Here is a 24,904-nt window from a genome sequence, read left to right as displayed (position 1 = left end):
ACTCCTCCCGTGCAAAAAGGGGCACCAGCCCAAGGCCTTTGGGCTGGCGGTACCGCTACTCAGTATAGCAGGCGGGAAGGAAGCGCTCTATGAGGGGAAGGAGCTCGGGAGGGGGCGGCCTCACGGGGAGGAGGCCCACCCCGCTTCCCGCGAGGAGGAGGTGGCCCCGGAGCCCCTCGGGGCGAAAGAGGCCCCGCTCCACCCGGAGGCCCAGGCCCCGGGCGGCCTCCGCCACCTTCTCCCGGGTGATCCCCTCGAGGCCCCCCTCCAGGAGGTAGAGCGTCCCCTCCCGGAAGAGGAGGGGGCTCGTGCGGCTCCCGTCCACCACGTGGCCGAAGGCGTCCAGGAGGAGGCCCTCAAAGGCCCCCTCCTTCCGGGCCTCCTCCAGGGCCAGGCGGTAGGGGAGGTAGTTCCCCGTCTTGTAGCGGGCGAGGTCGGGGTGGACCCGGTAGCCCGTGAGGCGGACCCGGACCCCCTCCCGGTAGAGGGAAAGGGGCAGGGGGGCGTAGGGCCTCGCCTCGGAGAGCCGCACCCCCTCCCCCACGGTGAAGCGGAGGCGGAGGCAGGGCGCCTTGGGAAAGGCCCGGAGGAGGGCCTCGAGGTCCTCGAGGAAGGCCTCGTCCCCCGGGTAGGAAAGCCCCAGGGCCAGGGCGTGGCGGCGGAGGCGGGCCAGGTGCTCCTCAAGCCAAAGGGGCCTTCCCCCTTCCGCCCGGAGCGTGGTGAAGACGCTCGCCCCGTGGTAGAGGAAGGCCTCGGGGAGGGCGAGGGCGAGGGGCGTGCCGTTTAAAAGCCTCATCCCACCTCCAGGAACCGGGCGAGAAGGAGCATGCCGTAAGGGGAAAGGAGGCTTTCCGGGTGGAACTGGACCCCGTAGGCCCGCCTCCCGTCCCAGATGGCCATGGGCACGCCGTCTTCCGTCCAGGCGAGGAGCCTAAGCCCCGGGGGAAGGCGCCTTAAGGCCAGGGAGTGGTACCGGGCGAAGGGGGCGGGGCTCGGGATCCCCCTAAAGAGGCCCTCCCCGGTGTGGAAGACGGCGTGGGCCTCCCCGTGCACGGGGGCCTCCCGGTAAAGCTCCGCCCCCAGGGCCACCCCCAGGGCCTGGTGGCCCAGGCAGACCCCGAGGAGGGGAAGCCCCGCCGCCAGGGCCTTCTCCGTCCACTCCAGGACGCGCCCCGCGGTGAAGGGGTCCTTGGGCCCGGGGCCCACCACCAGGTGGGTGAAGCCCTTGAGGTCCGGGGCCTCCTCCTGGTCCACCACCGCGACCTCGGCCCCCAGGGCCCGCAGGTAGTCCACCAGGTTGTGGCTGAAGGAGTCCCGGTTCTCCAGGAAGAGGACCCGGGCCCCGTACCGCCTCGAGGGCATGGGCGGGCTCCAGGAGGCCCGGGGCCTCGGGGCCTCGGGGGGCTTCCCCGGCCTCCCCCTTTCCAGGGCCAGGAGGAGGCTTTGTGCCTTGTGGAGGGTCTCCTCGTACTCCCGCTCCGCCTCCGAGGCGATGACCACGCCCGCCCCCGCGGAGAAGAGGACCTCCTCCCCCACCCTCTGGAAGGAGCGGATGAGGATGTTGAAGTCCGCCCCCCGCCCCGAGACGTACCCCAGGCTCCCCGTGTAGGCCCCCCGGGGGACGGGCTCCAGGTCCCTTATGGCCTCCATCACCGTTCCCTTGGGGGCCCCGGTGATCGTCCCCCCAGGGAAGAGGCTCCGGAAGACCTCCCCCAAGGAAGCCCCGGTGCGGCCCTCCACCTCGGAGACCAGGTGCATCACGTGGGCGTAGCGCTCCACGGTGAAAAGCTCCCGGACCCGCACTGTTCCGGGCCGGGCCACCCGGGCGAGGTCGTTCCGGAGGAGGTCCACGAGCATCACGTGCTCCGCCCGCTCCTTGGTAGAGGCAAGGAGCTCCCGCTCTAAGGCCAGGTCCTCCGCCTCCGTCCTTCCCCTAGGCCGCGTCCCGGCGATGGGCCGGGCCAAGACCCTGGGGCCCACCTTCTGGAAGAGCCTCTCCGGGCTCCCCGAGACCACGGCCCACCCCTCCCCCTCCACTAGCCCCATGAAGGGGGAGGGGTTCAGGGCGCGAAGCCTGGCGTAGAGGAGGAGGGGGTCCACGGGGCCTAGGAGGCGGAAGCGGTGGGAGAGGTTCACCTGGTAGACCACCCCGGCCCGGATCCTCTCCCGCACCTCCTCCACCCCGCGCAAGAAGGCCTCCCGGGGGAAGTCCGAGACCAGGGGGTGGCGGGGAAGGGGCGGGGGAGCGTAGGGCAGGGGCCGCAAGGGGAAGGAGGGGGCCTGCACGAGCCTCCCCTCAAAGAGGGCGTACCCCTCGGGGTAGTAGAGGAAGAAGGCCTCGGGGAGGCCGGGGAGGGGCTTGTGGGCGGGAAGCCCCAGGTGGCGGGCGAACTCGTAGGCGAAAAACCCGATCCAGGCGGGGAAGAAGCCCTTGCCCAGGCCCCTTTCCAGGTAGCGGAAGACCTCCAGGGCCTCCCCCACCCGCCTGCCGTCCAGGTAGAGCCTCCCCTCCCAGACCTCGAGGCGGTGCGCAGGGCCCACCCCGAGGAGGGAAAGCCGGGAAAAGGGCGTCCTCGGCCCCAAGGACTCCAGGAGGGCGGGCCTCAGGCCCGAGCACCGGGCGGCGTGGTAGAGCCCAAGCAGACCCCCGGCCACAGGCGCAGTATATTGAGGGCAAGGATGGTCAAGCCCCGCTTCACCGTGGAGGCCTACCGCAAGGCCTACGAGGCCGGGGCCTTACCTGAGCGGGTGGAGCTTCTGGAAGGGGAGATCTACGCCGTGTCGCCCATGGGGAAAAGGCACCGCCTCTACGCGATGCACCTGGACCGGCTCTTCCAAAAGGCCCTGGGAAGGGAGGCCGTGGTCATGGTGCAGCGCCCCCTTCCTCCCTCCGAGACCTCCGAGCCTGTGCCCGACCTCGTCCTCCTGCGTCCGCCCCTCGAGGCCTACCGGGAGAGGGACCCCGGGCCGGAAGACGCCCTTTTGGTGGTGGAGGTGGCCGAGACCACCCTGGTCCAGGACCGCGCCCTCAAGCTCCCCCTCTACCAAAAGGCGGGCATCCCCGAGGTCTGGATCGTCAACCTGCCGGAGGAAGCGCTGGAAAGCTACGCCTTCCCCCACCACCTCCCCGAGCGCCACCCCAAGGGGGAGGAGGTGGCCCCCAAGGCCTTCCCCGGGAAGAAGCTTCCCTGGTGGGTCTAGTCCACGCTGAAGTAGCGGGCCTCGGGGTGGTGGACCACGAGGGCGCTGGTGGCGTGCTCCGGCTCCAGCTGGAAGTTCTCCGTGAGGCGGACCCCCACCCGGTGGAAGCCCATGAGCCGGTCCAGCTTGGCCTGGTCGGCGAGGTCCGGGCAGGCGGGGTAGCCGAAGGAGTAGCGGGCCCCCTGGTAGCCCTGCTGGAAGAGCTTCTGGATCTCGGTGGCGTCCTGGTGGGCGATGCCCCACATCTGCCGCATCCTTTTGTGCCAGTACTCCGCCAGGGCCTCGGTCATCTCCACGCTGAAGCCGTGGACGAAGAGGTAGTCCTGGTAGGCCCCGGACGCAAAGAGGGCCTGGGCCTTTCGGGAAGGGGCTTCCCCCATGGTGACGAGCTGGACCCCGAGGACGTCCCGGGCCCCCGCCCGGAAGGCCTCCTTGGGCATCCAGTCCGCCTCGTCCCCCAAAGGCGCGGCGAAGCGGGGGCGGAAGTAGTCCACGAGGCTCAGGCCCCCGCCCTTCTGCCGGGGGAAGCGGAAGCGTTCCAGCACCTCCCCCGTCTCTGGGGAGAAGACGAGAAGCTCCTCCCCCTCCCGGGCCACGGGGAAGAAGCCGTAGAGGACCTTGGGTTCAAGCCACCCTTCCGCCATGGCCTCCTTGAGGAGCCTCTGGAAGACGGGCTCCGCCTCCCGCTCCACCAGGGCCTGCCACGCCTCCCGGGAAAGCCCCTTGCGGCTGTAGCCCCACTGGCCCCGGTAGAGGGCGAGCTTGTTGACGTAGTGGGCGATGGTGGCGAGGTCCAAGCCTTCCTCCACCCGCACGCCGAAGAAGGGGGGCCGGGGGACGGCGGGGGCCTCCCCCACGGGCCGAGCGCGGGGCGCCACCTTGGGGGCCTCCCGCTTGGGCCTAGCTGGGGCCTTCCGGGTGAGCTCGGGAGGGGCGTGGCCCGTGAGCTCCTCCATGAGCCTTAAGCCCTCAAAGGCGTCCTCGGCGTAGTAGACGTTGGGGTAGATGGCCCTAAGCTCCTCCACGTAGCTCCGGGTGAGGGCGGCCCCGCCCAGGATCACGGGGAGGGTGTAGCCCCTATCCCGCATGTACTCCAGGTTCTCCTTCATCACCAGGGTGCTCTTCACCAGGAGGCCCGACATGCCCACGGCGTGGGGCTTGTGCGCCTCCACGGCCTTCAGGATCTCCTCAATGGGCACCTTGATCCCCAGGTTCACCACCCGGTAGCCGTTGTTGCTGAGGATGATGTCCACCAGGTTCTTGCCGATGTCGTGCACGTCCCCCTTGACGGTGGCGAGGACCAGGGTGCCCTTGCCCTCCCCCTTCTTCTCCATGTGGGGCTCGAGGTAGGCCACCGCCCGCTTCATCACCTCGGCGGCCTGGAGGACGAAGGGGAGCTGCATCTTCCCCGCCCCGAAGAGGTCCCCCACCTCCTTCATCCCCGCGAGGAGGGGGCCGTTGATGAGGTCCAAGGGCTTGTGCCCCGCCTTTAGGGCCTCCTCCAGGTCGGCCTCGAGGCCCTGCTTCCTCCCCTCCACCACGCGGCGCTTGAGCCTCTCCAGGAGGGGAAGGGCCAGGAAGGCGTCCTCCCTCTTCCCCGGGTCCTCCTTGTGGGCCTCAAAGTAGGCCATGAAGGCGAGGAGGGGGTCAAAGCCCTCCTTGCGGCGGTCGTAGATGAGGTCTAAGGCGAGGGCGTAGGCCTCCTCGGGGATCTGGCTTATGGGGAGGATCTTCCCCGCGTCCACGATGGCCGCGGTGAGGCCCCGTTTCCTCGCCTCGTCCAGGAAGACGGAGTTGAGGACCCGCCTCGCCCTGGGCTTGAGCCCGAAGGAGACGTTGGAGACCCCGAGGACGAACCCCACCCCGGGAAGCCTCTCCCGTAGCTCCTCCATGGCGAGGAGGGTCTCCTTGGCGAGAGGGCGGCTCTCCTCGTCCCCTTGGGTGATGGGGAAGGTGAGGAGGTCAAAGAGGAGGTCCTCGGGGCGGAGGCCGTGGTGCTCCGTGAGGCGCTCGTACATCCTCAGGGCCACCCGCACCTTCTCCTCCCGGGTCTTGGCCATCCCCTTCTCGTCAATGGCGAGGACCACGAGGGCCGCCCCGTGGGCCTTGGCCAGGGAGGCCACCCGGTCAAAGCGCTCTAGGCCATCCTCGAGGTTGGCGGAGTTCAGGAGGACCCGGCCCGGGAGGTATTTGAGGGCGAGCTCCATGGCCTCAGGGGAGGTGGAGTCCACCATGACGGGGACGGTAAGGGCGGTGGCGAGATGGGGAAGGAGCCACCGGAGGTCCTCAAGCTCGTCCCGCCCCGTCCAGGCCACGCTGAGGTCCAGGGCGTGGGCCCCCTCCTCCACCTGCTCCCGGGCGAGGGCGAGGATGCCCTCGAGGTCTCTCGCGAAGAGCATCTCCCGGAAGCGCTTGCTCCCCGTGGCGTTGAGCCTCTCCCCCACGAGGAAAAGGCTCGCCTCCTGCTTGAGGGACACCGCCTGGTACAAGGAGGCCACCTGGGGAGGGAAGCTTTCAGGCCTTGGCTTCGGGGCGAGCCCCTTCACCGCCTCGGCCACCTTCCTGATGTGCTCGGGCCCCGTGCCGCAGCATCCCCCCACGGCGTTCACCCCGTACTCGGCCACGAACTTGAGGTGCCACTTGGCGAGCTCCTCGGGGGTGAGGTCGTAGACCACCCTCCCCCCCTCGTTCCGGGGCAGGCCCGCGTTCGGGAGGCAGGAGACGAAGCGGGTGCTGTGCTCGGCGAAGTAGCGCACCTTGCTGTCCATGAGGTCGGGGCCCGTGGCGCAGTTCATCCCCACCACGTCCACGGGGAGGCTCTCCAGGGCGGCCAGGGCCGCCTGCTCGTCCGTGCCCACGAGCATCGTCCCCGTGGCCTCAAAGGTCACCTGGACCTGGAGGGGCACCTCCCGGCCCACCTCGGCCATGGCCTCCCGCACCGCCAAGACGGCGCAGCGCACCTGGAGGATGTCCTGGGCGGTCTCCAAGAGGATGAGGTCCACCCCGCCCTTAAGAAGCCCCCGTGCCGCCTCCTTGTAGGCCCGGTAGAGCGCGTCCCAGGAGATCTGGCCCAGGGAGACGAGCTTGGTGCCCGGGCCCAAGGCCCCCGCCACGAAGGCCCCGTGGGGGTCGGCGGCCTCCCGGGCGATCCTGGCCCCGAGGAAGGCGAGCTCCTCCGCCGCCTCCTCCAGGCCGTACTCGGCGAGGACGTGGCGCAGGGCCCCGAAGGTGTTGGTCTCTATGACCTCGGCCCCGGCCTCGAGGTAGGCGAGGTGGATCTCCCGCACCACCTCGGGCCGGGTGCGGTTTAGGACCTCGGGGCAGCCGAAATAGGCCTCCCCGCCGTAGTCCTCGGGGGTGAGGTCCCTCTTCTGGAGCTCCGTGCCCATGGCCCCGTCAAAGACCAGGGGCCTCTCCAGAAGGGCCTTGAGGTAGGGAAACTTCTTCGCCCGGGCCTCCTTGTTGTAGCCGAGGCGCACCAAGGGGGCATCCCCCCAGCCCGCCCCCCCGAGGTGGTGGCGGCATCCGGGGCTGCAGGCGTGGACCTCCACCATATCCCGCTAGTGTAGCGAACCGGGCGGGGCTATGCTAGGCCCATGGACCCCTTCGGCATCCTCTACACCGACCTCTACCAGCTCACCATGGGCCAGGTCTACTTCCGCATGGGCCTCCACGAGAAGGAGGCCCTCTTTGAGGCCTTCTACCGGAGAAACCCCGACTACGGGGCCCACCAGGCGGGCTACACCGTCTTCGCCGGGCTGGACCCCCTCCTAAGCTGGATGGAGGAAGCCCGCTTCGGCGAGGAGGAGATCGCGGCCCTCCGCAACCTCAAAAGCCGCTCGGGGAAGCCCCTCTTCGCCGAGGACTACCTCCGCTACCTCAAGGCGATGGGCGGGTTTTCCGGCCTCACCCTAAGGGCCCTCCCCGAGGGGCGCGTGGCCCACCCCCAGGTGCCCCTGGTGAGCGTGGAGGGCCCCCTCCTCCAGGCCCAGCTCCTGGAGACCGCCCTCCTGAACCGCCTCAACTACGAGACCCTCATCGCCACCAAGGCGAGCCGGGTGCGGGAGGCGGCGGGGGAGGCCGTGGTCCTGGAGTTCGGCCTCCGCCGCGCCCCCGCCAAGGGCGGGGAGAGCGCCACCCGGGCGAGCCTCATCGGGGGGGCGAACCGCTCTAGCGCCGTGAGCCTCTCCCACCTCCTGGGCCTTCCCGCCTCCGGCACCCACGCCCACAGCCTGGTCCAGGCCTTCATGGCCCTGGGGTACAGCGAGGAGGACGCCTTCCGGGCCTTCGCCGAGGTCTTCCCCGACGACGCCATCCTCCTTCTGGACACCGTGGACACCCTCCACTCAGGGCTTCCCCACGCCATCCGGGTCTTTGAGGAGCTTAGGCGCAAGGGGCACAGGCCCGTAGGGGTGCGCATAGACTCCGGGGACCTGGCCCACCTCGCCATCCAGGTGGCCAGGGAGCTGGACAGGGCGGGGTTTCCCGAGGTCCTCATCGTCCTCTCCGGGGACCTGGACGAGCTCGTCATCTGGCAGATCAAAAGCCAGATCCTGGAGGAGGCCCCCCGCTACGGGGTGGACCCCGACCGCCTCCTCAAGCGCCTGGTCTACGGGGTGGGGACGAGGATGGTGGTCTCCTGGGGCGCCCCGGCCCTGGGCGGGGTCTACAAGCTGGTGGCGGTGCGGGAAAACGGCACCTGGGCCCCGGCGATGAAGGTCTCCAACTCCCTGGAGAAGGTCTTAAACCCGGGGCACAAGCGGGTCTATCGGGTCTACGACGAGCGGGGCCTCGCCACCGCCGACCTTTTGGCCCTGGCCGAGGAGGAGGTGCGGGAGGACGCCCCCCTCACCCTCCGCCACCCCACGGACCCCACCAAAAGGCGCACCTTAAGGCCGGGAAGCTTCCGGCTCGAGCCCCTCCTGGAGGAGGTCTACCGGGGAAGGAGGCTCTTCCCCCCCCTTCCCCTGGAAGAACTCAGGAAGCGCCGGGACCGGGACGTGGCCCTCCTGGACCCCGGGGTGCGGCGGCTCGTGAACCCCCACGTCTACCACGTCTCCCTCACGGAGAGGCTTTTCGCCCTGAAGGAGGAATTGGTGCGGCGGCTCGAGGGCTAAGCCCCCCAAAAGGGGCTTGGTCGCCCTTAGGAGGCCTGCCGGAGCCTGGCCTCCTCGAGGGCCTTCAGGGGGTGGTCCAGGTGGGGGAGGTCAAAGACGATCTCCCGCACCCCGCTCCCCGGGGCCTCAAACATCAGGTCCACCATGGCCTTCTCCAGGATGGCCCTGAGGCCCCTCGCCCCCGTGCCCCGCTTGAGGGCGCGCCGGGCCACCTCCTTGAGGGCCGCCTGGGTGAAGCGGAGCTCTATGCCCTCCATGCGGAAGAGCTCCTGGTACTGCTTCACCAGGGCGTTCTTGGGCTCGGTGAGGATGCGCACCAGGTCGTCCTCCGTGAGGGGGTGGAGCTGGACGATGAGGGGGGCCCGCCCCACGAACTCGGGGATCATGCCGAACTTGATGAGGTCCTCAGGGATGACCTCCAGGGGCTCCTCCCGCTCCCTCCTCCCCCCGGTGAAGCCGATGGTGGTCTTTCCCACCCGGGCCTTGACGATGTTCTCCAGCCCCTCAAAGGCCCCGCCCAGGATAAAGAGGATGTTCTTGGTGTTCACCGGGATGAACTCCTGGTGGGGGTGCTTCCTCCCTCCCTGGGGCGGGACGTTGGCCACGGTCCCCTCAATGATCTTCAGGAGGGCCTGCTGCACCCCCTCCCCGGAGACGTCCCGGGTGAGGGAGGGGTTTTCCGACTTGCGGGCGATCTTGTCAATCTCGTCAATGTAGACGATGCCCATCTCCGCCCGCTCCACGTCAAAGTCGGCGTTCTGCAAGAGGCGGAGGAGGACGTTCTCCACGTCCTCGCCCACGTACCCGGCCTCGGTGAGGGTGGTGGCGTCGGCGATGGCGAAGGGCACGTCCAGGAAGCGGGCCAGGGTTTCGGCGAGGAGGGTCTTGCCCGTGCCCGTGGGGCCGATGAGGAGGATGTTGGCCTTGCCGATCTCCGCCTCGGGGTGGAGGAGCCGCTTGTAGTGGTTGTAGACGGCCACGCTTAGGGCCCTTTTGGCCGCCTCCTGCCCCACCACGTACTGGTCCAGGTGGGCCTTGATCTCCTGGGGCCGGGGGAGGCGGCTCGGCCCCTTGGGGGCGCGGCGCTCCTCCTGGGCCAGGATCTCCTGGGCCCTTTCCACGCAGTCCTCGCAGATGTAGACGTCCTCAAGGGGGCTTTCCAGAAGCCGCCCCGTCTCGGGGGGGCGGAGGCCGCAGAAGCTGCAGTGGGGCCTAGGCCTCTTCACGGGTCACCACCTGGTCAATGAGGCCGTACTCCAGGGCCTCCTGGGCCGAGAGGTAGTAGTCCCGGTCCGTGTCCTTCTCCACCTTCTCCAGGGGCTGGCCGGTGTGCTTGGCCAGGATCTCGTTGAGGAGCTTCTTCGCCTTCAGGATCTCCTGGGCCTGGATGGCGATGTCGCTCGCCGTCCCCCGCACCCCACCCCAGGGCTGATGGATCATGACCTTGGCGTGGGGAAGGGCGTAGCGGCGGCCCTTCTCCCCCGCCGCCAGGATCACCGCGGCCATGCTGGCCGCCATGCCGATGACGATGGTGGACACGGGGGCCCGGACGAACTGCATGGTGTCGTAGATGGCGAGGCCCGCGTCCACCTCGCCCCCGGGGGAGTTGATGTAGAGCTTGATCTCCTGGTTGGGGTTCTGGGCGTCCAGGAAGAGGAGCTGGGCCACCACCACGTTGGCCACCTGGGCGTCTATGGGGGTGCCCAGGAAGATGATGCGGTCCTTGAGGAGGCGGGAGTAGATGTCGTAGACGCGCTCGCCGCGGGCCGTCTGCTCAATGACGTAGGGTATGACCATACCAATCCTTAGTTTAGCGGCAGACCCAGGGGGGAAACCCCCCTGGGCCACCATGTTCCAGGCCCTCAGCCCAGGGCCTTCAGGGCCTCCTGCACCGCCTTGTCCTGGCGGAGGCGCTCCTTAAGCCGGGCGAGGCCCTCCTCGCCGAACTGGCGGCGAAGGTCCTGGACGGCAACGCCGTAGGCCCGGGCCGCGGCCTGGAGGTAGGCCTGCCACTCCTCCTCGGAGACCTCGGGGTTGAGCTCCTCGGCGAGCTTCTCCCGGGCGAGGGCGATGCGGACCCGCTTCTCCGCCTCCTTGCGCAGGTCCTCCTGGAACTTCTCCAACTCCCCCTTCTCCTTCAGGGCCTCGAGGTAGGCCTCCAGGCTGATCCCCTGCCGGTAGAGGTCCTCGGCCAGGTGCTCCAGGAGGTGGCGCTCCTCCGCCCGGAGCATGGAAGGGGGGATCTCCACCTCCAGGCCCTCGGCGAGCTTCTCCAAGAAGGCCCGCTCCCTGGCCTCCTCGTAGGCCCGCTCCGCCTGGCGCTTGAGGCTTTCCCGCACCCGGTTTTTGAGGTCCTCGAGGCTTTCCGCCTCCAGGGTCTTGGCGAACTCCTCGTCCAGCTCGGGGAGCTTCAGGGTCTTGACCTCGAGGACCTCGGTCCTGACCTCCCGCACCTTCTCGCCCTTGTCGTTCAGCACGGGGACCATGACCACGTCCCCCGCCTTCTTGCCGAGGAGGGCCTCCCGCACGTGGGGAAGGGCTTTAGCGAGGTCAATGGGGAACTCCGCCCCCTCCTCGGTGCGGACGAAGAGGTGGTCCTTTTCCTGGGCCTCCCGCTCCACGGGGACGAGCTCGGCGTAGCGCTGGCGGAGCTCCTCCAGGGCCTTCTCCACCATCTCCTCGGTGACCTCGGGCGGGGAGACCTCCAAGGCGAAGCTCCGCCAGTCGGGAAGCCTCACCTCGGGGTAGTTCTCCACCTCGGCCACGTAGCGGAAGCCCTCCCCCTCGCTCAGGTCCTGCTCCACCACGCGGGCGGCCACGGGGCTTAGGCCGAGCTCCCGCACCGCCTCGGGGTAGGTCTCCTCCACCAGGCGCTCCTTAAGGTCTTGGAGGAGCGCCTCCCGGCCCAGGCGGGCCTCCACCACCTTCAGGGGGGCCTTGCCCGGCCGGAAGCCGGGCACCCGCACCCGGGAGGCGAGGTCCTTAAGCAGGGCCTCGTAGCTCGCCTTCACCCGGTCGGCGGGCACCTCCACCCGCACCTTGACCAGATAGCCGGAACGCTCCAGGATCTCCGCCACGTTTCACCTCGTCCCGATGAAAGGGGGGCCGCCCGGATGGTGCGAGGAGCGGGACTTGAACCCGCACGGGTTGCCCCACCGGATCCTAAGTCCGGCGCGTCTACCGATTCCGCCATCCTCGCATGGGGGCGACCCCCCCCTTTAAAATACCACCCCTTTCGGGGTGGCGGCTTGGGGTGAGCGATGGGACTTGAACCCACGACCCCCGGATCCACAGTCCGGTGCTCTAACCAGCTGAGCTACGCTCACCGCGCTCAGCATCCGCCATTCTACGGGGCTACTTCCCTTGCGTCAAGGCCTGGAGGCCGCCCTCGAGGCTCATGGCCTCGTACCCCTCGGCCTCCAGGTAGAGGGCCGCCACCTGGCTCAAGAGGCCCTTTTCGCAGACCAAGAGGAGGGGCCTACGGGGCAGGCCGTGCTCCCCCTTCTGGATCTTCTCCAAAGGAACCCACTCGGCGGCGAAGGGGAGGGGCGTGCTCCTGCGGTCCGCGGGGCGGACGTCCACCACAAGGACGCCCTCCTCCAAGAGGGCGGGGAGCTCCTCGGGGCGCACCTTCCGCACGCCTTCCAGGCTACCCCGCCCCCCGCCCTCCGTCCAGCCCCAGGGCCCTATTGCATATTTATGCCACAGCCCCTGGTCCTCGCCCGCGGCTTCATGCTATCCTCTTCCACCGGGTGCACGATGCCGCCGCGGAGAGACCTGAAGAAGATCCTCATCATCGGTTCCGGGCCCATCACCATCGGCCAGGCGGCCGAGTTTGACTACTCGGGAACCCAGGCGGTGAAGGCCCTGAGGGGGGCGGGCTACCGGGTGGTCCTGGTGAACTCCAACCCCGCCACCATCATGACCGACCCGGAGCTCGCCGAAAGGACCTACATTGAGCCTCTAGACCTGGAACACCTGGAGGGCATCCTCGCCCGGGAGGCCCCCGACGCCCTCCTTCCCACCCTGGGGGGGCAGACGGGCCTCAACCTGGCCATGGCCCTCCACGAGGAGGGCATCCTGCAAAAATATGGCGTGGAGCTCATCGGGGCCAAGGCGGAGGCCATAAGGAAGGGGGAGGACCGGGAGGCCTTCCAGGAGGCCATGCAGAGGATCGGCCTCGAGGTGCCCAGGGGGCAGCTTGTGGGGAGCGTAGAGGAGGGCCTCCACTTCGCCCGGGAGGTGGGCTTCCCCGTGGTCGTCCGCCCCTCCTTCACCCTGGGAGGCACGGGGGGCGGGATCGCCCACGACGAGGCGGAGCTCGTGGAGGTCCTTTCCCGCGGCCTCACCCTCTCCCCCGTCCACACCGCCCTCGTGGAGGAGTCGGTCCTGGGCTGGAAGGAGTTTGAGCTGGAGGTGATGCGGGACCACGCCGACACCGTCGTCATCATCACCAGCATTGAGAACGTGGACCCCATGGGCGTCCACACGGGGGACTCCATCACCGTGGCCCCGGCCCAGACCCTCTCCGACGTGGAGTACCAGAGGATGCGGGACGCCGCCAAGGCCATCATCCGGGAGATCGGGGTGGAGACGGGGGGGTCCAACATCCAGTTCGCCGTGGACCCGAAGACGGGCCGCCAGGTGGTCATTGAGATGAACCCCCGGGTCTCCCGCTCAAGCGCCCTCGCCTCCAAGGCCACGGGCTTCCCCATCGCCAAGATCGCCGCCCTCCTCGCCGTGGGGTACCGTCTGGACGAGCTCCCCAACGACATCACCCGCAAGACCCCGGCCTCCTTTGAGCCCACCATTGACTACGTGGTGGTGAAGATCCCCCGCTTCGCCTTTGAGAAGTTCCGCCCCTTGAGGAACACCCTGGGGGAGCTCAAGGACGAGCTCACCACCCAGATGAAGTCCGTGGGGGAGGTGATGGCCATCGGCCGCACCTTCAAGGAGGCGCTGATGAAGGCCCTGAGGGGCCTGGAGCGGGACGTGAGGGCCCTCGCCGGGGTCAGGACGGAGGAGCTGGAGAAGAAGCTCTACCCCAACCCGGACCGGGTCTACGCCGTCATGGAGCTCCTTAGGCGGGGGATGCCCGTGGAGGAGCTTTACCAGGCCACCCGGATAGACCCCTGGTTCCTCCACCAGATGAAGGAGGTGGTGGAGGCGGAGGAGTGGCTCAAAACCCACCCCCCCAAGGACCGGGAGGACTGGCGCTTCTACAAGGGGCTCGGCCTCACCGACCGGAGGATCGGAGAGCTTGTGGGGAAGGGGGAAAAGGAGGTGCGGGCCGAGAGGAAGGCCCTAGGGGTGGTGCCCGTCTACAAGACGGTGGACACCTGCGCCGCCGAGTTTGAGGCCTACACCCCCTACCACTACTCCACCTACGAGCTGGAGGACGAGGTCTGGCCCTCGCAAAAGCCTAAGGTGGTGATCCTGGGCTCGGGGCCCATAAGGATCGGGCAGGGGGTGGAGTTTGACTACGCCACGGTCCACGCCGTCTGGGCCCTGAAGGAGGCGGGGTACGAGACCATCATGGTGAACTCCAACCCGGAGACCGTCTCCACCGACTACGACACCGCCGACCGCCTCTACTTTGAGCCCTTGACCCTGGAGGACGTCCTCAACATCGTGGAGCACGAGAAGCCCATCGGGGTCATCGCCACCCTGGGGGGGCAGACCCCCCTGAAGCTCGCCAAGGGCCTGGAGGAGGCCGGGGTGAGGCTCCTCGGCACCCCCTTTAGCGCCATCCACCAGGCGGAGGACCGGGAGGCCTTCCACGCCCTCTGCCAGAGGCTCGGCATCCCCCAGCCCGAGGGCCGGGTGGCCCAAAGCCCCGAGGAGGCCCTGAGGCTCGCCCCGGAGGTGGGCTTCCCCCTCCTCGTCCGCCCGAGCTACGTCCTGGGGGGGCGGGCCATGCAGGTGGTGCGGGACGAGGGGGAGCTTAAGCGCTACCTGGAGGAGGTCTACGCCCCCCTGGAGGAGAGGCCCTCCATCCTCCTGGACCGCTTCCTGGAGGGGGCCGTAGAGCTGGACGTGGACGCCCTCTCGGACGGGCAGGAGGTCATGGTGGCCGGGATCATGGAGCACGTGGAGCGGGCCGGGGTCCACTCCGGGGACTCGGCCACCCTCCTTCCCCCCGTCCACGTCCCCGAGGAGGCCCTGAAGAAGGTCCGGGACTACACCCGCCGCCTGGCCCTCGCCCTCGGGGTGCGGGGGCTTCTGAACGTGCAGTACGCCGTGGTGGGGGAGGAGGTGTACGTCCTCGAGGCCAACCCCCGCGCCTCCCGCACCGTACCCTTCGTCTCCAAGGCCATCGGCGTCCCCCTGGCCAAGCTCGCCGCCCTCATCGCCGTGGGGAAGACCCTAAAAGAGCTCGGCGTGCGCGACCTGGACCCCGTCCCCCCCTACTACGCCGCCAAGGAGGTGGTCATCCCCTGGATCAAGTTCCCCGGGGTCATCCCCGAGCTCGGGCCGGAGATGCGCTCCACGGGGGAGAGCATGGGGATAGACCAGGACCCCTACCTCGCCTACTACAAGGCGGAGCTCGGGGCCGGGCAACGCCTCCCCCTTTCGGGCCGGGTGCGGTTCATCGGGGAGGGGCTGGAGGACCTCAAGGCCCTCTACCAGGAGGCAGGCTTCGCCCTCACCGAGGGAGAGGACTACGACCTCCTGATAAGCCTCGTCCCCGACCCCGAGCTGAGGCGGGCCGTGGAGCGGGGCCTCCCCTTCATCACCACCCGGGAGGGGGCGTGGTGGAGCCTGAAGGCCATCCTGCGGGCGCGGGAAAGCGGCCTTAGGGTGCAGAGCCTTCAGGACTGGCACCAGAAGGCCCCCCGGGGGTAGGGTTCTGGAGCCCTCCCGGCCCCAAGCCCCCCGCCCTCCGTGTACAATAGGCCCCAATGAAGCTGGTCATCGCCATCGTCCAGGACACGGACGCCCCCGGGCTCACCAAGGCCCTCCTGGAGCGGGGCTTCCAGTCCACCAAGCTCGCCTCCACGGGGGGGTTTCTGAGGGAGGGGAACACCACCTTGCTCATCGGCCTGGAGGACGAGAAGGTTCCCGAGGTGCTGGAGCTCATCAAGGAGAAGTGCCGCACCCGCACCCGCCTCGTCTCCCGGGGCCTCCCCTTCGCCGAGGCCCCCGACCCCTTCCTGGCCCAGCCGGTGGAGGTGCAGGTGGGCGGCGCCGTGGTCTTCGTCCTGCCCGTGGAGCACTTCGTCAAGCTATGAAGCGCCTCGCCGTCCTCCTCCTCGGCCTGGGGGCCGCCTGGGCCCAGATCGCCGCCCCCCTGGAGCGCTTCTCCCCCGGCCCCCTGCCGGAAGGGGCCCGGATCCAGACGGAGGCCAGGTCCGGCCGCCTCTACGCCGTGCGCTACGAGGGCCCGGTGAACGCAAGCCTCATGGGCCGGATCCTCTCCGCGGCCACGGGGGTGCCGGGCCACGCCCAGGGCTTCGTGGCCTGGTACGGGAAGAACCAAGCCCTCCTCCGCCGGGGCCCCGTGGAGCTCAACGTGGAGGGCGCCTTCCTCCTCAAGCTCGCCGTGGGGGCCTGGGCCGAGATGGAGGTGCGGCCCCTCCTCACAGAGGAGGCCCTCTTCGGGGAGGACCGGCACGTCCTCGGGGAGAAGGGGGTGGTGGTCCGGGTCTTCTCCGACTTCCAGTGCCCCTACTGCCAGCGCCTCGCCCGGGAGGTCCTCCCCGCCCTCAAGGCCATGGCCCGGGAAGGGCGGCTCCGCCTCGCCTACCGCCACTTTCCCCTCTACGAGATCCACCCCGAGGCGGTGCCCGCGGCGGTGGCCAGCGAGTGCGCCGCGGCCCAGGGGGCCTTCTGGGCCTACCACGACCTCCTCATGGCGGGGTCCGGGTGGGACTACCCGGCCCTGGCGAGGCGGCTCGGCTTGGACCCCAAGGCCTTCCAGGCCTGCCTCGAGGACCCCGCCTCCCGGGCCCCGGTGGAGGCGGACCGGGCGCTGGCGGAGAGGCTCGGCCTGCCCGGCACCCCCTCGGTCTTCGTGGGGCCCTTCCGCCTCCCGAACCCCTTTGACCTGGAGCGGTACCGGGACTACCTGGCCCTCGCCGAGGCCCTTTAGGCCTCCCGAGGAGGTGCCCCGTGGCGTGGCCGGGACCGCTACTCCTCAAAGACCGCAAGGGCCGGGCCTACCTGGTCTTCCCCAAGGAAGGGGGCGTCTTCCACCACCACAAGGGGAGCGTCCCCCACGAGGCCCTCCTCGAGGCGGGCCCCGGGGGGGTGGTGCGGACCCACCTGGGGGAGGAGCTTTCCGTCCACCGCCCGACCCTGGAGGAGTACCTCCTCCACATGAAGCGGAGCGCCACCCCCACCTACCCCAAGGACGCGAGCGCCATGGTGACCCTCCTGGACCTCGCCCCGGGGATGCGGGTCCTCGAGGCGGGCACGGGCTCCGGGGGCCTCACCCTCTTCCTGGCCCGGGCCGTGGGGGAGAAGGGCCTGGTGGAAAGCTACGAGGCCAGGCCCCACCACCTGGCCCAGGCGGAACGGAACGTCCGGGCCTTCTGGCAGGTGGAGAACGTCCGCTTCCACCTGGGAAAGCTTGAGGAGGCGGAGCTGGAGGAGGCGGCCTACGACGGGGTGGCCCTGGACCTGATGGAGCCCTGGAAGGCCCTGGAGAAGGCGGCCCTGGCCCTGAAGCCGGACCGGTTTCTCGTGGCCTACCTGCCCAACATCACCCAGGTCCTGGAGCTCGTCCGGGCCGCTGAGGCCCACCCCTTCCGGCTGGAAAGGGTCTTGGAGGTGGGCTGGCGGGAGTGGGAGGTCAGGCTTCCCGTGGCCCACCCCCGGTTCCAGCAGGTGGGGCACACCGCCTTTCTCGTGGCCCTTAGGCGATGGAAGGCCTCCTGATCCACGCCGTCTTGCGGGAGCTTGAGAAGGAGCTCCCCGCCCAGAACCTCGGCCTCGCCTTCCCCGAGGAGGGGACGGCGGCCATCCTCCTCAAGGGCCGGACGGGGCGGCTCTTCAACCTCGTCCTCCACTACCGCCCGCCCACCCCGAGCCTCGCCCTGGAGCCGGGGAGGCTCCAGGGGGAGCCCAAGACCCCCTTCCAGCGCCAGCTCCAGGCCCGGGTCAAGGGGCCCCTGGTGGAGGCAAGCCAGCTCAAGCTGGACCGGGTGGCCTTCTTCCGCTTCGCCGGGGAGAAGGGCTTCGTGGACGCCCCCCCTTCGGTCCTCGTCCTCGAGGCCACGGGGCGGAACGCCAACCTCCTCCTCCTGGACGAGGAGGGCCGGATCCTCGGGGTGGACCGGGTCATCACCAAGGAGGTGAACCGCTACCGGGAGCTGAGGCCCGGCCTCCCCTACACCCCCCCGCCCCCCTACCGGAAGCTGGACCCGAGGACGCTTGCCGAGGAAGACCTCCTCCCCCTCCTGGGCAAGCCCCTCAAGGAGGTGATCCGGCACGTGGACGGGGTGGGGCAGGAGCTCCTAAGGGAGCTCGCCCGGAGGGCGGGCCTCACCCCCGAGACCCCCCTGGACGAGGCGGGGCTTGGGCGGGTGTACCGGGCCCTCAAGACCCTGGTGGAGGACCCCTCCTTGCGCACCGAGCTTTCCGAGGAGCTGAGGCGGCGCTGGGCCGAGGAGGAGAAGGAGGCCTTAAGGAAGCCCCTCCTCGAGGCCCTGGACCGGGAGATCCGGACGCTCAAGGCGAGGCTTGGCGACTACCAGGAGGCCCTAGAGCGCCTGGAGGAGGCCGAGGCCCTGAGGAGGCGGGCCGACCTCCTCCTCGCCCGGCTCAAGGAGGTGCCCAAGGGGGCGGAAAAGGTGGTCCTCGAGGGCTTTGACGGGAAGCCCGTGGAAATCCCCTTAGACCCCGCCCTCTCCCCCCAGGAGAACGCCCGGAAGCTCTACGACCGGGCGAGGCGCCTGGAGGAGCTCGCGGAAAAGGCCCTGGACCTCATCCCCAAGACCGAGGCCCGGATCCGAGAGCTGGAGGCGGAGAAGGAAAGGCTTAGGACCCTGGACCTGGAGGGCCTCCTCGCCCTCGCGCAAAGGCCCAAGGGGGAGAAGGGCCTTAAGGTCGGCCTCCGCTACACCTCCCCTTCCGGGTTTTTGGTCCTGGTGGGCCGGAACGCCAAGGAGAACGACCTCCTCACCCGGGCCGCCCACTCCGAGGACCTCTGGTTCCACGCCCAAGGGGTGCCGGGAAGCCACGTGATCCTGAAAACCGAGGGGAAGAACCCGCCCCTGGAGGACCTCCTCTTCGCCGCGAGGCTCGCCGCCTACCACTCCAAGGCCCGGGGAGAGAGGCAGGTCCCGGTGGACTACACCCGGAAAAAGCACGTGTGGCGGCCCAGGAAGGCCGCCCCGGGCCAGGTGCTCTACACCCAGGCCAAGACCCTCTTCGTGGAGGGGCTTCTCCCCGAGCCCAGGGAGGAAGCCTAGCCCGCCGCTAGGCTTCCTCCCTGGGCCTCAAGACCCGCCGCCAAAGCCGACCTAGGCACACGGGCGGGCGCCAACCCCTAGGGCCTCCAGGCGCCCCGCACCGCAGGCTTTGGACCAGCGTGGGGTGGTATTAGCCGCACGCTCCCTCCTCCACATCAAGGTCCAGGCTTTCCCACAGGGCCCTGTCCCGCTCCCAAGGGCTCCCCGGCTGGGTAAGGTAGCCCTGGAGGAAGATGCTGTTCACCATCCGGAAGGCCAGGGGCTCGTACGGGCCCAGATACCTTTCCCGCCCCGCCGAGGCGCGGAGCTCGGCCTTGGGGTTCAAAAGACGGAAGAGGATCAGGGCCTTCAAGGCACGCTCGGGGGTAAGCCCCGCCACCGTGCGGCCATCCCCTAAGGGGGTGCCGGGGATGGGCAGGAGAAAGTTCACGGGAAGGCTCTCTACCCCTAGCTCCCTCAGGGCCAAGGCCATCTCGTACACCTCCTTGGGACCTTCCCCCATCCCCAGGATGACCCCCGAACAGAGCTTTAGCCCCGCTTCCCTAGCCCGCTTTAGGGTCCACAAGCGGTCCTGGTAGGTGTGGGTGGTGGCGATCCTAGGGTAAAGGCTTGGGGCGGTGTTGAGGTTGTGGTTGTAGTAGTCAAAACCCGCCGCCTTTAAGGCCTCCGCCATACCCTCTTCCAAGAGCCCTAAGGAGGCGCAAAGCTCAAGGGGAAAGCGCGCCTTGATGGCTTGCGCGGCCTCACCGAGGCGCTCCAAAACCTTAGGGGTAGGCCCCCGCAAGGCGGCCACTAAGCAGAAGCGGCGGGCAGAAAGGCGTTGGGCCTCCTCGGCCCTCTCCAAGATCTCCTCCAAGGAGAGCAGGGGGTACCGGGCGATGGCGGCTTGGGATCTAGCGGACTGGGCGCAGTAGGCGCAGTCCTCTGGGCAGAAGCCGCTTTTAACGTTGAGAAGACGGACCAGCTTGAGCCGCCGTCCGAAAAAGTACTCCTTGACCCGGATGGCCGCCTCCGCCAAAGCAGGCAGGGCCTCGGGTGGGGCCTCGAGGACAAAAAGGGCTTCCTGTAGGCTCAAGGGCCTTTCGGCCAGGCGAGGAGGGTCCAGATCGGGCCACGCCATGTTCGTAAACCAAAATAAACTAAGAAAGTTTACGAAAGCAAGGGGCGCGTTGCCCAAATCACGGCCGTGCCCTAAACTTAGACCTCGTGAAGAGGGTGATGTTCCACGCCAAGATCCACCGGGCCACCGTGACCCAGGCCGACCTCCACTACGTGGGCTCGGTGACGGTGGATCAGGACCTCCTGGACGCCGCCGGGATCCTTCCTTTTGAGCAGGTGGACATCTACGACATCACCAACGGGGCCCGGCTCACCACCTACGCCCTTCCCGGGGAACGGGGGTCCGGCGTCATCGGGATCAACGGGGCCGCGGCCCACCTGGTGAAGCCCGGGGACCTGGTTATCCTCGTGGCCTACGGCGTCTTTGACGAGGAAGAGGCGAGGAACCTCAAGCCCACCGTGGTCCTGGTGGACGAGAGGAACCGGATCCTCGAGGTGCGCAAAGGATGACCCCCGCGCCCGCGGGGAAAGAGGAGATGAGGCGCCTTAGGCTCTACCTGGAGCTCGTCCGCTTTGAGCACACCCTCTTCGCCCTCCCCTTCGCCTACGGGGGGATGCTCCTCGCGGCCGGAGGCTGGCCGGGGTGGCCGACCTTCCTCCTCGTCACCCTGGCCATGGTGGGGGCGAGGACCATGGCCATGGCCCTGAACCGCCTCATTGACTGGCGGCTGGACGCCTTAAACCCCAGGACCCAAAACCGCCACCTGCCCAGGGGGCTCGTCAAGCCCGGGGAGACCCTGGCCCTCGCCCTCCTCGGCCTCCTCCTCCTGGTCTACGCCGGGCTCAACCTCAACCCCCTCACCGCCAGGCTCCTCCCCGTGGCCGTCTTCTTCCTCGTCTTCTACAGCTACACGAAGCGCTTCACCTGGCTGTGCCACTACGTCCTGGGCCTCACCATCGGGGCGGCGGCCGCCGGGGGGTGGATCGCCGTCACGGGGAGCTTCGCCCCCACGGCCTACGCCCTTTGGGCGGGGGTGGGGCTTTGGATCGCCGGGTTTGACATCCTCTACGCCACCCAGGACTACGCCTTTGACCGGGCCCATGGGGTAAAGAGCATCCCCGCCCGCTTCGGGATCCCCCAGGCCCTCCGGGTGGCCCGGGCAAGCCACCTCTTGGCCTGGCTCGCCTTCCTCTGGGCCGGGGTGAGCTACGGCGCCGGGCCCCTCTACTACCTGGGCCTTCTCCTGGTGGGAGGGCTTCTCCTCCTGGAGCACCGCCTCGTCTCCCCCGAGGACCTCTCCAAGGTGGAGGTGGCCTTCTTCCAGGCCAACGTGGGCGTAAGCCTGGGGATGTTCCTCTTCATCGTCTTGGACCTACTCGCCCGCGGGGCTTGACGGGAGGGGCGGGCGTATCGCCTGGCTGGAGATCCGGAACTACAAGTTCCTCAAGCCCGTCCTCATCGGGGACACGGTGCGGGGAAGAGCGAGATCCTGGAGAAGCGGGAGACCTCCAAGCCCGACCGGGGCATCCTGGTGCAGCGGGTCCGGGTCTACAACCAAAGGGCCAAGGTGGTGCAGGAAGGGAGTTCGTGACCACGGTGCGGCGGAGGCCCTCCCCGGGCGCCTAAGGGTTATACTGGGTCTAACCCAATGGAGGGGGAAAGGATGAACGCGTTCCCAAGCACCATGATGGACGAGGAGCTGAACCTCTGGGACTTTTTGGAGCGGGCGGCGGCGCTTTTCGGTAGGAAGGAGGTGGTCTCCCGCCTCCACACCGGGGAGGTCCACCGCACCACCTACGCCGAGGTCTACCAAAGGGCCAGGAGGCTCATGGGGGGGCTTAGGGCCCTCGGGGTGGGCGTGGGGGACCGGGTGGCCACCCTGGGCTTCAACCACTTCCGCCACCTCGAGGCCTACTTCGCCGTCCCCGGCATGGGGGCGGTGCTCCACACCGCCAACCCCCGCCTCTCCCCCAAGGAGATCGCCTACATCCTGAACCACGCCGAGGACAAGGTCCTCCTCTTTGACCCCAACCTCCTGCCCCTGGTGGAGGCCATACGGGGCGAGCTCAAGACGGTGCAGCACTTCGTGGTCATGGACGAGAAGGCCCCGGAGGGCTACCTGGCCTACGAGGAGGCCCTGGGGGAGGAGGCGGACCCCGTGCGGGTGCCGGAGCGGGCCGCCTGCGGCATGGCCTACACCACGGGGACCACGGGCCTCCCCAAGGGGGTGGTCTACAGCCACCGGGCTTTGGTCCTCCACTCCCTGGCGGCAAGCCTCGTTGACGGCACCGCCCTCTCGGAGAAGGACGTGGTCTTGCCGGTGGTCCCCATGTTCCACGTGAACGCCTGGTGCCTGCCCTACGCCGCCACCCTGGTGGGGGCCAAACAGGTCCTGCCCGGGCCCAGGCTGGACCCCGCCTCCCTGGTGGAGCTCTTTGACGGGGAGGGGGTGACCTTCACCGCCGGGGTGCCCACGGTCTGGCTCGCCCTGGCGGACTACCTGGAAAGCACGGGCCACCGCCTGAAGACCCTGAGGCGGCTCGTGGTGGGGGGCTCGGCCGCGCCCAGGAGCCTCATCGCCCGCTTTGAGCGGATGGGCGTGGAGGTGCGCCAGGGCTACGGCCTCACCGAGACCTCCCCGGTGGTGGTGCAGAACTTCGTAAAAAGCCACCTGGAGTCCCTCTCCGAGGAGGAGAAGCTCACCCTCAAGGCCAAGACGGGCCTCCCCATCCCCCTGGTGCGCCTAAGGGTGGCGGACGAGGAGGGCCGCCCCGTGCCCAAGGACGGGAAGGCCCTGGGGGAGGTCCAGCTCAAGGGCCCCTGGATCACCGGGGGCTACTACGGAAACGAGGAGGCCACGCGGAGCGCCCTCACCCCGGACGGCTTCTTCCGCACCGGGGACATCGCCGTCTGGGACGAGGAGGGGTACGTTGAGATCAAGGACCGGCTCAAGGACCTGATCAAGTCGGGCGGGGAGTGGATCTCCAGCGTGGACCTGGAGAACGCCCTCATGGGCCACCCCAAGGTGAAGGAGGCGGCGGTGGTGGCCATCCCCCACCCCAAGTGGCAGGAGAGGCCCCTGGCGGTGGTGGTGCCCAGGGGCGAGAAGCCCACCCCGGAGGAGCTGAACGAGCACCTCCTAAAGGCCGGCTTCGCCAAGTGGCAGCTCCCCGACGCCTACGTCTTCGCGGAGGAGATCCCGAGGACATCCGCGGGCAAGTTCCTCAAGCGGGCCTTAAGGGAGCAGTACAAGAACTACTACGGAGGCGCCTGATGTTCCTGGAGAAGTTCTCGGACTACGTCACCGGGGCCGTCCTCCCCGTGGACGGCGGGGCCACGGCCCTCTAGCCGTGCCCTTCCGCACCCTGCTCGCCGTCCAGGCCGAGGCCAGGCCGGAGCATTACCGCACGGCGGAGGCCTTCAGGGAGCGGGTCTTCGCCCTCCTCGAGCCCCTAAGCGGCACCCCCGCCCCGAGGCTCGCCGCCTTCCCCGAGCTCTTCGGCCTCCCCCTCCTCCTGCACCTGGACGGCGGGCTCGCCCCCAAGGCCCTCCTCTTGGACCCCCTCCTCCCCTGGCGGCGGGCCCGGCGGGCCTACGGCGTCTTCCTCGAGGTCATGGCCGAGGCCGCACAGGCCTTCGGCGCCTACCTCCTCGCAGGCTCCCTCCTCTCCCCCCCCTACGAGGAGGAGCTCGCCCGGGGCCGGTTCAGCCGCACCCCCTTCTTCCAGAACCTCGCCCTCTTCTTCAACCCCAAGGGCCGCCTCCTCGCCCAGGTGCCCAAGATGGAGCTCACCCCCCCGGAAAGGTGGCTCCGGCGGGGCCGCTTCGGCCCCCACCTGGTGGAGACCGAGGCGGGGAAGGTGGGGATCCTCATCTGCCTGGACGGCTTTTACGAGCGGCACCTCGCCCGACTGGACGCCCTGGGGGCGGAAATCCTCCTCCAGCCCTCCGCCAACCCCGCCCCCTGGGAAAGGCCCTGGCCCCCCGACCCCGCCCGCAAGGAAGGGGAGGTGTGGGTGGCCTCGGCCCAAGCGCGCCTCCTCGGCCGGGAGCACCTCCGCCTCCTCCTCAACCCCATGCTGAACGGGGAGGTGGCGGGCCTTGGCTTCCAGGGGCGAAGCGGGATCTACGCCCCCGGGGAGGCCCTCCTCCTGGCCCAGGCCCCCACCGGGGACGAGGCCCTACTCCTCCGCCTCTAGGCGCTCGGGGTAGAGGCGCACGGGCACGGCCCGGACCAGGGCCTCCTCGAGCCGCTCCCAGGCCCGGTCCGCCACCTCCTTCTCCAGAAGCGGGGCCACCTCCTCCAAGGGGTAGCGGCCCGGAGGGACCACCCGCTCCAGGAGGATCAGGTGGTAGCCGAACTCCGTCCGCACGGGGCCCGAGACCTCCCCGGGCCGGAGGCGCACGAGGGCCTCCTCAAAGGCGGGGACGTAGGTGCCCTCGGGGGCGCACCCCAGGTCCCCGCCCTCCTCCCTGGAGCCCGGGTCCTGGGAGACCGCCCGGGCCACCTCGGCGAAGGCCTCCCCACGGGCAAGCCGCAGGCGGGCCTCCTCCACCTCCTCCCGGGTGGGGACGAGGAGGTGCCGGGCGCAGTAGAGGGTGGGGTGGCGGTACTCCGGGGAGAGGAGCCAAAGGGCCTTGAGGGCCGCCCGGGAGACGGCGATCCGGGAGCGGTACCGGGCCTCCAGGGCCTCGAGGGCCATGGCCTCGGCCACGAGCCTGCGGTAGGCCTCAAGCCCCGGGACCCCCGCCTGGCGGAGCGCCTCCTCCAGGGCCTCCTCCTCGGGGAAGGCCTCCTTCAGGGCGTGGACCCGGGCCTCAACGGCGGCGGGGTCCGGGTAGAGCCCCTCCTCCCGGGCCCGCTGGAGGAGGGCCTTTTCCCGGGCCAGGGCCTCGAGGAAGGCCGGCCGGTAGGCGGCGAGGAGGGCCCGGGCCTCCTCCGTGTCGGGCAGGCCGAGCTGGGCCAGGGCGCTCCGCACGAAGAGGCCGTAGCGGAGCTCAAAGGCTTCCCGGGTGATCGCCTCGGGGCCCACCTGGGCCACCACCTCCCCCTGGGCCAGGGCCATGGGGACGAGGAGCAAGGTCAGGGCCAAAAGAAACGCGCGCATGCC

20 protein-coding genes, 2 tRNA genes and 1 pseudogene are annotated in these 24,904 nt (G+C 69.4%); 12 read left to right on the top strand and 11 right to left on the bottom strand.

Annotated elements, in window-relative coordinates; genetic code table 11:
• Positions 1–55: 55 nt before the first annotated feature.
• Entirely contained in the window at positions 56–796 is a 741-nt protein-coding gene (locus tag TTH_RS03235; RefSeq protein ID WP_011228076.1) for an aminotransferase class IV, read from the bottom strand.
• Positions 793–2,655, bottom strand: coding sequence for an aminodeoxychorismate components I/II (locus TTH_RS03230; RefSeq protein WP_011228075.1), 1,863 nt, complete (start codon positions 2,653–2,655; stop codon positions 793–795). Before TTH_RS03230 ends, TTH_RS03235 begins: the two co-directional genes overlap by 4 nt.
• A gap of 24 nt (positions 2,656–2,679) precedes the next feature.
• On the opposite strand from TTH_RS03230, the gene TTH_RS03225 reads away from it, so the two are divergent.
• On the top strand, positions 2,680–3,201 hold the full coding sequence (locus TTH_RS03225; protein ID WP_011228074.1) for a Uma2 family endonuclease: 522 nt from the start codon (positions 2,680–2,682) through the stop codon (positions 3,199–3,201).
• Here TTH_RS03225 and metH read toward each other — a convergent pair.
• On the bottom strand, positions 3,198–6,755 hold the full coding sequence (gene metH / locus TTH_RS03220; RefSeq protein ID WP_011228073.1) for a methionine synthase: 3,558 nt from the start codon (positions 6,753–6,755) through the stop codon (positions 3,198–3,200). The genes TTH_RS03225 and metH overlap by 4 nt on opposite strands.
• A 42-nt stretch (positions 6,756–6,797) precedes the next feature.
• Here metH and TTH_RS03215 point away from each other — a divergent pair, with 42 nt between their 5' ends.
• Positions 6,798–8,318 carry a nicotinate phosphoribosyltransferase gene (locus tag TTH_RS03215; RefSeq protein ID WP_011228072.1) on the top strand — a complete coding sequence of 507 codons (1,521 nt, stop codon included), beginning with the start codon at positions 6,798–6,800 and terminating at the stop codon, positions 8,316–8,318.
• A 26-nt stretch (positions 8,319–8,344) separates the two neighbouring features.
• On the opposite strand, the gene clpX is transcribed toward TTH_RS03215, so the two are convergent.
• From clpX to TTH_RS03185, 6 genes are all read right to left on the bottom strand, one after another.
• Positions 8,345–9,544, bottom strand: a complete 1,200-nt coding sequence (clpX, locus tag TTH_RS03210; RefSeq protein ID WP_011228071.1) for an ATP-dependent Clp protease ATP-binding subunit ClpX — start codon at positions 9,542–9,544, stop codon at positions 8,345–8,347.
• Complete coding sequence (clpP, locus tag TTH_RS03205) at positions 9,531–10,115, bottom strand: ATP-dependent Clp endopeptidase proteolytic subunit ClpP (protein ID WP_008631995.1); 585 nt, start codon at positions 10,113–10,115, stop codon at positions 9,531–9,533. The genes clpX and clpP overlap by 14 nt, the downstream gene beginning before the upstream one ends.
• A 65-nt stretch (positions 10,116–10,180) precedes the next feature.
• Entirely contained in the window at positions 10,181–11,395 is a 1,215-nt protein-coding gene (gene tig, locus TTH_RS03200) for a trigger factor (RefSeq protein ID WP_011228070.1), read from the bottom strand.
• A gap of 37 nt (positions 11,396–11,432) precedes the next feature.
• A tRNA-Leu gene (locus tag TTH_RS03195) sits at positions 11,433–11,517 on the bottom strand.
• 50 nt (positions 11,518–11,567) lie between these two features.
• Positions 11,568–11,644, bottom strand: a tRNA-His gene (locus TTH_RS03190).
• A gap of 28 nt (positions 11,645–11,672) precedes the next feature.
• Positions 11,673–11,957, bottom strand: coding sequence for a rhodanese-like domain-containing protein (locus TTH_RS03185; RefSeq protein ID WP_008631991.1), 285 nt, complete (start codon positions 11,955–11,957; stop codon positions 11,673–11,675).
• 120 nt (positions 11,958–12,077) lie between these two features.
• Between TTH_RS03185 and carB the strand changes: the two genes are divergently transcribed.
• Genes carB through TTH_RS03160 form a run of 5 tightly spaced genes read left to right on the top strand, consistent with a single transcriptional unit; the run spans position 12,078 to position 18,733 of the window.
• Positions 12,078–15,164, top strand: a complete 3,087-nt coding sequence (gene carB / locus TTH_RS03180) for a carbamoyl-phosphate synthase large subunit (RefSeq protein ID WP_011228069.1) — start codon at positions 12,078–12,080, stop codon at positions 15,162–15,164.
• A 56-nt stretch (positions 15,165–15,220) separates the two neighbouring features.
• Entirely contained in the window at positions 15,221–15,550 is a 330-nt protein-coding gene (locus TTH_RS03175) for a cyclic-di-AMP receptor (RefSeq protein ID WP_008631989.1), read from the top strand.
• Entirely contained in the window at positions 15,547–16,410 is an 864-nt protein-coding gene (locus tag TTH_RS03170; RefSeq protein WP_011228068.1) for a DsbA family protein, read from the top strand. Before TTH_RS03175 ends, TTH_RS03170 begins: the two co-directional genes overlap by 4 nt.
• A 20-nt stretch (positions 16,411–16,430) precedes the next feature.
• Positions 16,431–17,198: a tRNA (adenine(58)-N(1))-methyltransferase TrmI gene (gene trmI / locus TTH_RS03165; RefSeq protein WP_011228067.1), complete on the top strand. Its 768-nt coding sequence runs from the start codon at positions 16,431–16,433 to the stop codon at positions 17,196–17,198.
• Positions 17,183–18,733, top strand: a complete 1,551-nt coding sequence (locus TTH_RS03160) for an Rqc2 family fibronectin-binding protein (protein ID WP_011228066.1) — start codon at positions 17,183–17,185, stop codon at positions 18,731–18,733. The genes trmI and TTH_RS03160 overlap by 16 nt, the downstream gene beginning before the upstream one ends.
• Positions 18,734–18,863: 130 nt before the next feature.
• Here TTH_RS03160 and bioB read toward each other — a convergent pair whose 3' ends face one another.
• Positions 18,864–19,853, bottom strand: a complete 990-nt coding sequence (gene bioB, locus TTH_RS03155) for a biotin synthase BioB (protein ID WP_011228065.1) — start codon at positions 19,851–19,853, stop codon at positions 18,864–18,866.
• Positions 19,854–19,951: 98 nt separating this feature from the next.
• Here bioB and panD point away from each other — a divergent pair, with 98 nt between their 5' ends.
• From panD to TTH_RS03130, 5 genes and pseudogenes are all read left to right on the top strand, one after another.
• A complete protein-coding gene (gene panD, locus TTH_RS03150; protein ID WP_011172694.1) occupies positions 19,952–20,302 on the top strand; it encodes an aspartate 1-decarboxylase in 351 nt (116 codons plus the stop codon).
• A 26-nt stretch (positions 20,303–20,328) separates the two neighbouring features.
• The gene (mqnP, locus tag TTH_RS03145; protein ID WP_011228063.1) at positions 20,329–21,186 is read left to right on the top strand and encodes a menaquinone biosynthesis prenyltransferase MqnP; all 858 of its coding nucleotides are present in this window, start codon (positions 20,329–20,331) and stop codon (positions 21,184–21,186) included.
• Positions 21,187–21,193: 7 nt separating this feature from the next.
• Positions 21,194–21,419, top strand: a pseudogene (locus TTH_RS11465) (dehydratase); the annotation flags it as partial.
• 37 nt (positions 21,420–21,456) lie between these two features.
• Positions 21,457–23,067 (top strand): long-chain fatty acid--CoA ligase, encoded by a 1,611-nt coding sequence (locus TTH_RS03135; RefSeq protein ID WP_164926032.1) that lies wholly within the window; start codon positions 21,457–21,459, stop codon positions 23,065–23,067.
• Between the two features lie 76 nt (positions 23,068–23,143).
• A complete protein-coding gene (locus tag TTH_RS03130; protein WP_011228061.1) occupies positions 23,144–23,992 on the top strand; it encodes a carbon-nitrogen hydrolase family protein in 849 nt (282 codons plus the stop codon).
• Here TTH_RS03130 and TTH_RS03125 read toward each other — a convergent pair.
• Positions 23,975–24,901, bottom strand: a complete 927-nt coding sequence (locus TTH_RS03125) for a peptidylprolyl isomerase (RefSeq protein ID WP_231834465.1) — start codon at positions 24,899–24,901, stop codon at positions 23,975–23,977. The two genes, TTH_RS03130 and TTH_RS03125, sit on opposite strands and share 18 nt — an antisense overlap.
• Positions 24,902–24,904: the final 3 nt, after the last annotated feature.

This window comes from Thermus thermophilus HB8, assembly GCF_000091545.1.
GTDB classification, from domain to species: domain Bacteria; phylum Deinococcota; class Deinococci; order Deinococcales; family Thermaceae; genus Thermus; species Thermus thermophilus.
Note: the sequence above shows the minus strand (reverse complement) of the source record. Positions and strands in the feature narration are given on the sequence as shown.

What these genes read in the sequence shown, in the direction of transcription:
- TTH_RS03235 (WP_011228076.1), bottom strand. Translation starts at nt 796, where the DNA reads ATGAGGCTTTTAAACGGCACGCCCCTCGCCCTCGCCCTCCCCGAGGCC.
- TTH_RS03225 (WP_011228074.1), top strand. Translation starts at nt 2,680, where the DNA reads ATGGTCAAGCCCCGCTTCACCGTGGAGGCCTACCGCAAGGCCTACGAG.
- metH (WP_011228073.1), bottom strand. Translation starts at nt 6,755, where the DNA reads ATGGTGGAGGTCCACGCCTGCAGCCCCGGATGCCGCCACCACCTCGGG.
- TTH_RS03215 (WP_011228072.1), top strand. Translation starts at nt 6,798, where the DNA reads ATGGACCCCTTCGGCATCCTCTACACCGACCTCTACCAGCTCACCATG.
- clpP (WP_008631995.1), bottom strand. Translation starts at nt 10,115, where the DNA reads ATGGTCATACCCTACGTCATTGAGCAGACGGCCCGCGGCGAGCGCGTC.
- carB (WP_011228069.1), top strand. Translation starts at nt 12,078, where the DNA reads ATGCCGCCGCGGAGAGACCTGAAGAAGATCCTCATCATCGGTTCCGGG.
- TTH_RS03175 (WP_008631989.1), top strand. Translation starts at nt 15,221, where the DNA reads ATGAAGCTGGTCATCGCCATCGTCCAGGACACGGACGCCCCCGGGCTC.
- TTH_RS03170 (WP_011228068.1), top strand. Translation starts at nt 15,547, where the DNA reads ATGAAGCGCCTCGCCGTCCTCCTCCTCGGCCTGGGGGCCGCCTGGGCC.
- TTH_RS03160 (WP_011228066.1), top strand. Translation starts at nt 17,183, where the DNA reads ATGGAAGGCCTCCTGATCCACGCCGTCTTGCGGGAGCTTGAGAAGGAG.
- bioB (WP_011228065.1), bottom strand. Translation starts at nt 19,853, where the DNA reads ATGGCGTGGCCCGATCTGGACCCTCCTCGCCTGGCCGAAAGGCCCTTG.
- panD (WP_011172694.1), top strand. Translation starts at nt 19,952, where the DNA reads ATGTTCCACGCCAAGATCCACCGGGCCACCGTGACCCAGGCCGACCTC.
- mqnP (WP_011228063.1), top strand. Translation starts at nt 20,329, where the DNA reads ATGAGGCGCCTTAGGCTCTACCTGGAGCTCGTCCGCTTTGAGCACACC.
- TTH_RS03135 (WP_164926032.1), top strand. Translation starts at nt 21,457, where the DNA reads ATGAACGCGTTCCCAAGCACCATGATGGACGAGGAGCTGAACCTCTGG.
- TTH_RS03125 (WP_231834465.1), bottom strand. Translation starts at nt 24,901, where the DNA reads ATGCGCGCGTTTCTTTTGGCCCTGACCTTGCTCCTCGTCCCCATGGCC.